The organism is Streptomyces sp. NPDC029216, from assembly GCF_040648015.1.
Classification (GTDB): domain Bacteria; phylum Actinomycetota; class Actinomycetes; order Streptomycetales; family Streptomycetaceae; genus Streptomyces.
In genome coordinates, this window is record NZ_JBEZWL010000200.1 from 1 (window position 1) to 10,620 (window position 10,620).

A 10,620-nucleotide genomic window follows, 5' to 3' on the forward strand; every position below is an offset into this window, starting at 1 on the left:
GGATTTCGCGCAGCGAAATTCCAGCCCGCGCGGCGTTTGAGCGCACGGGCGCGCAGCGCACGTACGGGGTCCGGGGCTTGCCCCCAGGGAACGGGCGAAGGGCGGGTAGGGGACCAGCCCCGCGCAGCGGCACACCCGGCACCCGGACCCCCGCACGCGGCCAAGCCATCGCAAACCGTCCAGGACGGGAAGGGAACCCCATGCTCGACCACCTCATCCGCGGAGCGACCGTCGTAGACGGCACCGGCGCCCCCGCCCGCGTCGCAGACGTCGGCATACGCGACGGCCGCATCGCCGTCATCGCCGCCCCCGGCACCGTCGACGAGGAGGCCCGCACCAGCGAGGACGCCGACGGGCTGGTGCTCACCCCGGGGTTCATCGACCCCCACACCCACTACGACGCCCAGCTGTTCTGGGACCCGTACGCCACCCCCTCCATGAACCACGGCGTCACCACCGTCGCCGGCGGCAACTGCGGTTTCACCCTGGCCCCCCTCAACCCCGACCGCCCCGAGGACGCCGACTACACGCGCCGCATGATGAGCAAGGTCGAGGGCATGGCCCTCGCCGCCCTGGAGGAGGGCGTCGACTGGTCCTGGTCCGGCTTCGGCGAGTACCTCGACGCCCTGGAGGGGCGGATCGCCGTCAACGCCGGGTTCATGGTCGGCCACTGCGCCCTGCGCCGCCACGTGATGGGGGAGGACGCCACGGGCGGCACCCCCACCCCCGCCCAGCTGGACCGGATGCTCGCCCTCCTCCACGACGCCATGGACGCCGGCGCCTGGGGCCTGTCCACCACCCAGTCCTCCACCCACTCCGACGGCGACGGCGCCCCCGTCCCCTCCCGGCACGCCGGACCCGCCGAACTGCTCGCGCTCGCGCGCGCCGTCGCCGACCACGAGGGCACCCAGCTCGAAGCCATCGTCGCGGGCTGCCTCGACCAGTTCTCCGACGAGGAGATCGACCTCTTCGTGGACATGAGCGCGGCCGCCGGGCGGCCCCTCAACTGGAACGTCCTCACCATCGACGCCTCCGTCCCCGAACGCGTCCCGCGCCAGCTGATCCCCAGCGAGCGCGCCCGCAAGGCCGGCGGCCGGATCGTCGCGCTGACCATGCCGATCCTCACGCCCATGAACATGTCCCTCGGCACGTTCTGCGCCCTCAACCTCATCCCCGGCTGGGGCGAGGTCCTCGGGCTCCCCGTCCCCGAGCGGATCGAGAAGCTCCGCGACCCCGGCGTGCGCGCCGAGATGCTGCGCCGCGCCGACAGCAAGGAGGCCGGGGTCTTCCGGCGCCTCGCCGACTTCGGGCGGTACGTCATCGGCGACACGTACAGCAAGGAGAACGAGGGGCTCAGCGGACGCGTCGTCGGCGACATCGCCGCCGAACGCGGGCAGGACGCCTTCCAGTGCCTCGTCGAGATCTGCGCCAACGACGGGCTGCGCACCGTCCTGTGGCCGATGCCCACCGACAACGACCCGGCGACCTGGGCCCTGCGCGCCGAGACCTGGCAGCACGAGGACGTCATGCTCGGCGGCTCCGACGCGGGCGCGCACCTGGACCGGATGTGCGGGGCCCCGTACACGACCCGGTTCCTCGGCGACTGCCTGCGCGGCCGCAAGCTGGTGCCGCTGGAGCAGGCGGTGAAGATGCTGACGGACGACCCGGCGCAGCTGTTCGGGCTGCGCGAGCGCGGCCGGATCGCCGAGGGCTGGCACGCGGACCTGGTCCTCTTCGACCCGGAGCGCATCGAGGCCGGCCCGGCCACCCTGGTCCACGACCTGCCCGGCGACAGCCCGCGCCTGGACTCCCGGGCGATCGGCATCGTGTCGGTGCGGGTCAACGGCGTCGAGACCGTCCGCGACGACGAGGTGACCGGCGCGATCCCGGGGATCGTGCTCCGGTCGGGCCGGGACACGAGGACGGTGAGCACCCGATGAACCGGGACGGCGCAGGGCAGAAGCTCTACATCGGCGGGGAGTGGGTCGAGCCCGGCGGGGGCCACTACGAGGTGGTCAACCCGGCGGACGAGTCCGTGGTGGGCCTGGCCCCCGAGGCCTCGCGGGCGCAGGTCGAGGAGGCCGCCCGCGCCGCCGCGAAGGCCTTCGGCCCGTGGTCGCGCACGGCGCCCGAGGAGCGGGCGGCGATCCTGGACCGGGCCGCGGACGTCATCCAGCGGGAGTTCGAGCCGTGGGCGGAGCTCGCCCGGGCGGAGACGGGCGCCCCGACCGGGATCGCGCGAGGGATGCAGGTCGGGGTGGGCGTGGCGCGCTTCCGGCGGTACGCGAAGGGCGCGCTGGAGCCGGTGGAGCGCGGGCTCCCGCCGCAGGTCACCGAGGCCGGGCCGATGGGGCGGGCGAGCGTGCTGGGCGCGCTGGAGGTGCGCCAGCCGGTCGGGGTGGTCACGTGCATCACCTCGTACAACAACCCCTGGGCGAACCCGGCGGGCAAGGTGGCCCCGGCGCTGGCGATGGGGAACACGGTGGTGGTCAAGCCGGCCCCGCAGGACCCGCTGTCGGTGTTCCGGATGGCGGAGGCGCTGGCCGAGGCCGGGCTCCCGCCGGGGGTGGTGAACGTGGTCTCGGGGCAGTCGGTGGAGGTCGGCGAGGCGGCGGTGGACTCCCCGTACGTGGACATGGTGTCCTTCACCGGCTCGACGGGGGTGGGGCAGCGCATCGCGGAGGTCTGCGGGCGGTCCATGAAACGGCAGCTGATGGAGCTGGGCGGCAAGGGCGCGGCGGTGGTCTTCGAGGACGCCGACCTGGACGCGGCGGTGAGCGGGATCGGGACGACCTTCTCCTTCTACAGCGGCCAGATCTGCACGGCGCCCACGCGGGTGATCGTCCACCGGTCGGTGTACGGGGCCCTGGTGGAGAAGCTGACGGGGTACCTGGCGTTCATGAAGGTGGGGGACCCGGCGGAAAAGGGGACGGTGGTCGGCCCGGTGATCTCGGCCGCGCACCGGGACCGGGTGGAGTCGTACGTGGAGCTGGGGCGGAAGGAAGGGGCCCGGATCGCGTACGGCGGGGAGCGGCCGGTGGTGGGGGAGGGCGCGGGCAGGGGCAAGGGCTTCTACGTGGCGCCGACGCTGCTGGTGGACTGCACCAACGACATGCGGGTGGTGCGGGAGGAGATCTTCGGGCCGGTGGTCGTGGTCGTCCCCTTCGACGGGGGCGAGGACGAGGCGGTCGCCCTGGCCAACGACAGCGACTACGGGCTGATCAGCTACGTGTGGTCCGGCGACGCGGCGCGGGCCTTCCGGGTGGCGCGCCGGCTGCGCTCGGGCGGGGTCGGCGTGAACACGACCGGCCGGAACATGGAGGCCCCGTTCGGCGGGTTCAAACGGTCGGGGGTCGGCCGGGACGTCGGCTCGTACGCGCTGCACGCGTACAGCGAGGTGCAGTCGGTGGTCTGGACGACGTGACGGGGACGGGTCCCCCGGGGTGTCCGCCCCGGGGGACTGCGGCTATCCGGGCTGCGGCCAGGCGTAGCCGAGGGACTCGGCCAGCTCCCGGTTCCCGCCGGCCACCCTGGCGTACGTCTTCGGGTCGGTGCCCTCCAGCCGGGCCAGCGCCGCTCCGGCCTGCGTCTCGGGCGGGCGGCCGTCGTCGGGCAGCTGCCATTCGAACATCAGGCTGGGGCCGGTGTCCTCTGCCGGTTCCGGCGGGGCGGGCCGGTAGAGGAAGTTCACGATCACCGTGTCCGGGTCGCGCCAGCCGGTGGTGGCCCGGATCCAGCCGAGGTCCCAGCGGGCCCGCAGCTCCGGCCGTTCCCGCAGCCCGGCCGTGATCAGCCGGGCGGTGCTGCGGGCCGGCCACGACCAGGACCGGTCGGCCCCGGCGCGCCGCACCTCGGTGTCGTAGGCGGCGGCGTCGAAGCGCAGTTCCGGCGGGGGCGGGCCGGCCGCACCGCGCCAGCCGCCCCAGACGACCTCGTCCCCGTCGCGGCGGACGGTCACGTACAGGGCGCCGCAGCAGCCCTCGGTGCAGTCCGCCTCGGCGAGCTGCACCTCGCGCGGCTCGGGGCCGGCCAGGAGTTCGCCGTTGTCGAGGAGATGCTCGGGCGGGTGGGCCGGGCCGTCGCCGAAGAGGGCCGGTACGAGGGGCCGGCCGTCGATCAGGATCCGCGTCTCGACGCCGGGGTGGTCGAGGGGGTCGTCCATCGCCACCTCCAGGCGCAGGTGCGGGGGCGGTGTCGGGCCGTCGAACGGCCGCAGGCGGTTGCGCCGGAGCCAGGCGGCCCGGCGGGGCTGCTCCTCCCCGGAGGGGGCGGGGGCCGCGCGCAGGTGCCGTTCGAGGACGGCGAGCTGGGCCTCCCGTTCTCCGGCGGGCCAGTCGAGGAGTGCGGCGGTGCCGCTGTGCAGGTCGAGGGCGAGGGAGAGGAGCAGGGCCTGGTGGTCGAGGTCCGGGGTCCGGCGGCCGGCCCCGGCCACCACCGCCCGGTACGCCTCCACGGCCGGGCCGTATTCGAGGACGTCGACGCGGGCGTTGTGCTGGGCGGCCATGGCGTGCAGCAGCCGTCCGGCGGCGGTGAGCAGGCCGGTGTCTTCGGGGTGGGTGCGCAGGAGGTCGTCGAGGCGGGCGGCCTCGGCGATCCGGCGGGCCTGCCAGCGGGTGGCCGTGAGCCAGTCGGGTGCCGTGACGAGGGCGACGAGCGCGTCCCGTACCGCCCGGCCGCCGGGGCCGGTGCCGGGGGCCGTGCCGTGTTCGTGGGCGGCGATCGCGTCGATCAACGGGGACAGGGCCTGGTCGCGGTTGCGGTGGGCCAGCAGCAGGAGGGCGGCCGCCTGCCGGTCGAGGGGGTCGAGTGCGGCGGCGGCCTGCGGGCGCAGTTCGCGCAGCAGCCCGAGGGCCTTGAGGCAGGGCACGTCCTCGGCTTCCCCGAGGCGGATCAGGAGCGCCAGGCCCACGCCGACGGCGGTGCCGCTGGTTCCGGCCCGGGTCAGGCGGCGGGCGGTGCGCCGGGCGGCGGGTTCGTCGGCCAGCGGGATCAGGGCGGCCACCGCGCGGATGGTGCGGTCCGGCAGCCGTAGCCCGTCGACCGCCCGGTGGACGGCCGCGGCTGCCCGGACGGGGTCCGGGTCGGCCAGCGGGCCGGTGAGGGCGGCGGTCGCCTCCTCCCGGGCCTCGGGCCATGTGAGGCGGGGGCGGGAGGGGGGTGGTGAGGGCGGGCCGTCGGGGCCCTCGGGGCCCTGGGGGAGGGTGTAGCCGCGGAGCGGGAAGCTGCCGGCGGGATCGACGCCGTGGCGGAACACGGCGTAGTCGTACAGGGAGGCTCCGGGAGTGAGCGGCGTCCGCTCGTCGCGGGCGCTCACCGGGCGGGGTGGGACTCGATTCCGTAGGTCATGGCCGTCACCCTGCCAGCCGCGGTCACGGGCCGTCCACTGGTTTTCACGCGGCGGAGCTTCACACCAATGAGGGGGGTGGTGGTGACCCGGGGTGTGGCGGGGTCGTTGGGCCGGGCATGACTCCCATCAAGCGCACCCTGTCCGCCCTGGTCCTCACCGGCGGAGCCGCCCTCGCCCTCACCCCCGCCGCCCACGCCGCCGACGGGCCCTCCGTGGAGGGGCAGCCCGTCGTCGAGCGTGTCGTCGACATCGCGGGCCACCCGGGCCAGGCGATGAAGGACACGAAGACCGCCCTCGCCGTCACCGGCGCGGCGGCGGGCAGCGCCACCAAGTCCACCCAGGGCTCCCTCGCGGGCGCCGACACCGCCCTGACCGGCGGGCTGCCGCACGCGCCGTCGGTGAGCTGAGCCGGTCGGCCGGCCGGTCGGCCGGCTGAGGGGCGTCACCCCGTACGGGTGACCAGGACCAGCGGGATCTCGCGGGTCGTCGCCTCGCGGTAGGCGGCGTACGAGGGCATCGCGGCCACCACCCGTGGCCACAGCCGCTCCACCTCCGCCGGGGTCGCGCGACGGGCGTGCGCGGGGAAGGTTTCGGCGCCGACCTGGACGGTGACGGCCGGGTCGGCGGCCAGGTTCAGGTACCAGGCGGGGTGACGGTCGGAGCCGGCGTTGGAGGCGGTGAGGACGTAGGTGGTGGGGGTGGCGCCGTCGTCCTTGATGTACGCCAGGGCCGTTCGGCGCAGGAGGCCCGAGCGGCGGCCGCGGGTGGTGAGGAGCAGGTCCTGGATGCCCGGGCGGGGGTGGCCGCCGGTCTCCTCGAAGCGCCGGATGTGGTCTGCGACCCAGGGGTTGGGGCTGTCTGATACCGCGCTGTCTGATACCGCGCTGTCTGATACCGCGCTGTTCGATATCGCGCTGTCTGATCCCGGGTTGGTGCTCATTCCTTTGACACTCCTGTGTGCACGCCGTGCAGGGTGGGCGTGATGAGTTCGTTCACCACGGCGGTGGCGAAGTCGGCCGGGGTGATGCGGCTGGCGGCGTCGGCCGGGGCGAGGGTGTAGCCGCCGCTGGGGGTGCCCGTGTGGTCGAAATCGCCGGCCGGGGACAGGACCGCCCAGTCCAGCCCCTCGGGTGCCGCCGTGCGGAGCGCCTCGGTACCGGCCGCGTGGCCCTCGTAGAACTCCCGCCACTCCTGCGGGTACCCCGGGGTGTCCATCAGCAGCGGGCCCTCGGCGGTGGGCAGCACCGAGGCGAGCCCGACGGTGATCAGGCGGCGCACGCCCGCCTGGGGGAGGCCCGTGGCGAGGGCGCGGGCGACGGCGGGGAAGAACTGCCCGGGGGCGGCCTGGGGGTCGTACACCGATGCCACCGCCGCGTCGTGGCCGGCCGCCAGACGGGCCACGTCGGCGGCGGAGGTGATGTCCCCGGCGGTCCGGCCGACGGCCGTCACCTTGATTCCGCGCGCCTCGGCTTCGGCGGCGATGGCTCGGCCTGTGCGGCCGGTGGCTCCGAAGACGATCAGGGTGGGGTGGGTGGGGTGGGGGTGGGTGGTGGTGCTGGGTTCGGTTGGCATGCGGGTGATCCTAGGAAAGGGGGTGGTTACCGTTCGGATACCGGCCTACGGTGGCGATCATGACGCAACCGCCCCTGGACCCCGAGATGTTCGACCCCGTCTGTCCCTCGCCGCTCGTGCCCTTCCGTGTCGGCGACAAGTGGGCCTCCCTGATCCTGCGGTGCCTGGAGGACGGTCCGCGCCGGTTCTCGGAGCTCAAGGTGCCGCTGCGCGGCATCACTTCGAAGTCCCTGACGCAGTCGTTGAGGGGGCTGGAGCGGGACGGGTTCGTGGTGCGGGAGGAGAGCGAGGGGCCCGAGCGCCGCGTGGAGTACGCGCTCACGCCGCTCGGCCGTGGGCTGCTGGGGCCGCTGGACGCGGCCTGCGAGTGGACGCGGGACCACTGGGACGAGCTGATCGACGTCCGGGAGGCGGGCCTGTCGGCGGGAGCCGATCAGCCCCAGGTGCGGGAGCAGAGGACCAGGCGGTAGCCGTCGGGGTCGGCGATGGTGACGCCGTACTCGTCCCAGTAGGGGTTCGCGGACGCGACCTGCTTGCCGCCGTGGGCGATCAGGCGGCGGACCAGGGCGGCGTCGGGGGTCCGCCCGAGGTAGACGACGAAGAGGTCTTCCACGGTGGGCGAGGGGTCGACCGGGTCCTCGGGGTCCCGGGTGAGCTCGAAGTGCCAGCCGCCGCCGGCCGGGCCGACCATGACGAGGTCGTGCTCCCCGGGGACGTGCCCCGAGGTCCGCCACAGGACGTCGAGCCCCAGCCCGTCGACGTAGAACCGCTCGGCGGCCGCGAGATCGCGCGAGGGGCGGGCTACGCGGACGTGGGTGTGTGCATCGATTCCATCGATTCGATCGATCATGCGGGGAGGGTAGGGGCGTGACGGGTGGGTGGGGAGTGGGGGCGGGGCTGATCTGTCAGGTGGTGCAGCGGGGTTGGTGAGGTGGCGGCGGTGGCTTCGGCTGGGGGTGGGCGGTGCACCCCTGGGGCGGGGTCGGGGTGTGTCGGGGGCTTCCCGCCAGTCCACTGTCCTTCCGTGCCGGTCCGGCCTGTCAAGGGCGCTCCCTTCGGTCGCGTCGCTGCGCGATGGCCTTCGGCCACCCTTGACAGACCGGCCCGTCCCGAAATGCCAAAGACTCTCGGGAAGCCCCCGAAGGAACGGCATGGTCCAACCTCAGCAGATCGGCCCGGTCCGGCAATGCGACGACCTGATTCCGCCCGGCAGACCTGGCACCCGGGCCGAGTGAATGCCCCTGCGGGATCCGGGCAGACGGCCGCCCCAGATCGCTACGCGCTCCTGTTCGTTCGGCGTCCGGCGACCGTCCGGGGCTGATACCCGCACCAAAGGGCGACGGGATGGTCCTCCGGAGCAGGTGGGCGCGTCAGATCGCTACGTGCTCCGGATGGGGTGGCGGCCGGCGGTTGTTCGGGGCTGCTGCCTGCACGGGAGGGCGATGGAGGGGTGCTGGGGATGGGGTTCCGGTTGTTGGCGGCTGGGGGTGGGCTGGTGGCTGATTTTCATGTAAAGTCGATCACGAGCTCGCAGCCGGGAAACCGGCGGTGGGACTGGCGTTGGTGGTCCAAGGAAAGGCACCCCACTTCCTGTGGGGGGATGCAGGTGCAAGGCCTGCCCAGCGCTCGGTGAAAGGCCCCGGCCTCCGTGAGGAGGTCGGGGTTCTTGCGTTTGACGTGCTGAGCGGGCTCTTCCGCGACAGCACGGGTTGCTGCCGCCGGACATGCGGCCCTTACTGGCCCTTGAGCTCCTCCAGGCCGTCCGAGACCAGCAGCGGCGTGAATTCCACGACACTGTGTGTGGCAACGCCGTTGAGGACGTAGGGATCGGTGGCGAGCAGACGGCTGAGATCTTCGGCCGGCATCGCGGAGGCGAGGTAGACGCCACCAGTCAGGGGTATTTGACGCCCTGCCGCGAGGAGCAGCCGTTGCGCGATGAGCCGCTTCAGCCAGTCGCCATGAGCCGGCCTCCACCGGTCCACCTCGTCCAGCGATGCCGTGTAGGTCACCGTGATCACGAACATGGGCGAATCAGCCCCGCTCTGCGGCGCTGCGCTCCACGCAGAACTCGTTTCCCTCGGGATCGGCCAGGGTCACCCACCCGGCCCCGTCGGGCTTCCGGTGGTCGCCGACCACGGTGGCGCCCAGCGCGATGATCCGCTCGACCTCCTCGTCGCGAGACCGGTCCTGCGGCTGGACGTCCAGGTGCACTCGGTTCTTCACCGTCTTGGTGTCGGGTACCTGGATGAACAGCAGTGCCCCACCCTCCGTCGTGAGCAGCGCCTCCGGATCGCCCGGCAAGTCCTCTTCCTGCAATGCCCCGTTGAGGACTCCGGCCCAGAACTGCCCGAGCTCATAAGGGTCGTGACAGTCGATCGTTATGTGTCGTACCAGAGATGCCATGCGCGCACACTACAGACGATCCCCCTCCGGCATAGCGTTTATTCGCATTCCATTGCAATGCGCCACATGCCTACGTTGCGTTGCATCTCAACTCGTTGCAACGATTTAACACTTCTGACCTGGACTTATCCAACTCTCTCGCAACGTGCCTGTTGTCAGACCTTGGAATGCAACGTAGCGTTTCTCCTGTCAGAAAGTAGCGGGCCGGAAGGGCGCGCGATACCGACGAAGGAGAGCACGATGCAGAAGTTCGCCACCGCCGCCCCGGTTTCCGCCGTCCTGGACATCCCGGCCGGTCAGGTCCACCTCATCGCCGCCGACCGGGCGGACGCCACCGTCGAGGTCCGCCCCGCGGACGCCTCCAAGAGCCGCGACGTGAAGGCGGCCGAGCTGATCGAGGTCTCCTTCGCCGACGGCGTCCTGCGCGTCGTGGCCGCCGAGGCGACGAACCGGCTCACGGGCAACTCCGGCTTCGTCGACGTGACCGTCCAGCTCCCCGCCGGCTCCAGCATCGAAGCCACGCTGGCCGCCGTCGAGGTCCGCAGCAAGGGCCGACTGGGCGACGTCGTCCTCGAAGCCGCCCAGGCCCAGGTCCAGTTGGACGAGACCGCCGCCACCCGCGTCACCGTCCAGGCCGGCGACGTCACCCTCGGCCGCCTGAACGGCCAGGCCGAGATCAGCACCCAGAAGGGCGACATCACCATCACCGAAGCCGTCCAGGGCGCGCTCAAGCTGAACACCCAGCACGGCAACATCTCCGTCGGCGCCGCCCGAGGCGTCTCCGCCACCCTCGACGCCGGCACCGGCTACGGCCGCATCCACAACGCCCTCCAGAACGCCGAAGGCGCCGCCGCCCCCCTCACCATCGAGGCGACCACCGCCTACGGCGACATCTCGGCCCGCAGCATCTGACCCCGAGGACCGTCCGGTCGCCCTTTGGTGCGGGTATCAGCCCCGGACGGCCGTCGGACGCTGAGACGAGAGGAGCGCGTAGCGATCTGGGGCGGCTGCCCGGCCCGGAGGACGATCCCATCGGCCTCTCGTGCAGGCAGCAGCCCCGGACGGTCGCCGGACGCCGAACGAACAGGAGCGCGTAGCGATCTGGGGCGGCCGTCTGCCCGAACCCCGCAGAGGCCCCCACTCGGCCCGAATCCCAATCAGGCGACCGGAATCAGGTCGTCGCATTGCCGGACCGGGCCGATCTGCTGAGGTTGGACCATGCCGTTCCTTCGGGGGCTTCCCGACAGTCTTTGGCATTTCGGGACGGGCCGGTCTGTCAAGGGTGGCCGAAGGCCATC

At 72.9% G+C, this 10,620-nt stretch carries 11 protein-coding genes; 5 read left to right on the forward strand and 6 right to left on the reverse strand.

The genetic code is table 11. From position 1 onward, the window contains the following. Nucleotides 1-200 precede the first annotated feature (200 nt). Together AB0F18_RS36260 and AB0F18_RS36265 are read left to right on the forward strand one after the other, a co-directional pair. Nucleotides 201-1,940 carry a D-aminoacylase gene (locus AB0F18_RS36260; RefSeq protein WP_362068838.1) on the forward strand — a complete coding sequence of 580 codons (1,740 nt, stop codon included), beginning with the start codon at nt 201-203 and terminating at the stop codon, nt 1,938-1,940. Further along, nucleotides 1,937-3,424, forward strand: a complete 1,488-nt coding sequence (locus tag AB0F18_RS36265) for an aldehyde dehydrogenase family protein (protein ID WP_362068840.1) — start codon at nt 1,937-1,939, stop codon at nt 3,422-3,424. The genes AB0F18_RS36260 and AB0F18_RS36265 overlap by 4 nt, the downstream gene beginning before the upstream one ends. A 42-nt stretch (nt 3,425-3,466) precedes the next feature. On the opposite strand, the gene AB0F18_RS36270 is transcribed toward AB0F18_RS36265, so the two are convergent. After that, nucleotides 3,467-5,314, reverse strand: coding sequence for a hypothetical protein (locus AB0F18_RS36270; RefSeq protein WP_362068843.1), 1,848 nt, complete (start codon nt 5,312-5,314; stop codon nt 3,467-3,469). A gap of 149 nt (nt 5,315-5,463) precedes the next feature. Here AB0F18_RS36270 and AB0F18_RS36275 point away from each other — a divergent pair, with 149 nt between their 5' ends. Beyond that, nucleotides 5,464-5,754 carry a hypothetical protein gene (locus tag AB0F18_RS36275; RefSeq protein WP_362068846.1) on the forward strand — a complete coding sequence of 97 codons (291 nt, stop codon included), beginning with the start codon at nt 5,464-5,466 and terminating at the stop codon, nt 5,752-5,754. A gap of 35 nt (nt 5,755-5,789) precedes the next feature. On the opposite strand, the gene AB0F18_RS36280 is transcribed toward AB0F18_RS36275, so the two are convergent. Then, complete coding sequence (locus AB0F18_RS36280) at nt 5,790-6,287, reverse strand: nitroreductase/quinone reductase family protein (protein ID WP_362068849.1); 498 nt, start codon at nt 6,285-6,287, stop codon at nt 5,790-5,792. Further along, on the reverse strand, nt 6,284-6,919 hold the full coding sequence (locus tag AB0F18_RS36285; protein WP_362068852.1) for an NAD(P)H-binding protein: 636 nt from the start codon (nt 6,917-6,919) through the stop codon (nt 6,284-6,286). Before AB0F18_RS36285 ends, AB0F18_RS36280 begins: the two co-directional genes overlap by 4 nt. A gap of 59 nt (nt 6,920-6,978) precedes the next feature. Between AB0F18_RS36285 and AB0F18_RS36290 the strand changes: the two genes are divergently transcribed. Beyond that, entirely contained in the window at nt 6,979-7,389 is a 411-nt protein-coding gene (locus tag AB0F18_RS36290) for a helix-turn-helix domain-containing protein (protein WP_362068855.1), read from the forward strand. Here the strand turns inward: AB0F18_RS36290 and AB0F18_RS36295 are convergent. The 3 genes from AB0F18_RS36295 to AB0F18_RS36305 all read right to left on the reverse strand — a co-directional run bounded on the left by AB0F18_RS36295 (nt 7,353) and on the right by AB0F18_RS36305 (nt 9,322). Beyond that, on the reverse strand, nt 7,353-7,769 hold the full coding sequence (locus AB0F18_RS36295) for a VOC family protein (RefSeq protein ID WP_362068858.1): 417 nt from the start codon (nt 7,767-7,769) through the stop codon (nt 7,353-7,355). The two genes, AB0F18_RS36290 and AB0F18_RS36295, sit on opposite strands and share 37 nt — an antisense overlap. 883 nt (nt 7,770-8,652) lie before the next feature. Continuing rightward, nucleotides 8,653-8,943, reverse strand: a complete 291-nt coding sequence (locus AB0F18_RS36300; protein ID WP_362068861.1) for a YciI family protein — start codon at nt 8,941-8,943, stop codon at nt 8,653-8,655. A 7-nt stretch (nt 8,944-8,950) separates the two neighbouring features. Next, complete coding sequence (locus tag AB0F18_RS36305) at nt 8,951-9,322, reverse strand: VOC family protein (protein WP_362068864.1); 372 nt, start codon at nt 9,320-9,322, stop codon at nt 8,951-8,953. A 240-nt stretch (nt 9,323-9,562) separates the two neighbouring features. On the opposite strand from AB0F18_RS36305, the gene AB0F18_RS36310 reads away from it, so the two are divergent. Then, complete coding sequence (locus AB0F18_RS36310; RefSeq protein WP_362068867.1) at nt 9,563-10,234, forward strand: DUF4097 family beta strand repeat-containing protein; 672 nt, start codon at nt 9,563-9,565, stop codon at nt 10,232-10,234. Nucleotides 10,235-10,620 lie beyond the last annotated feature (386 nt).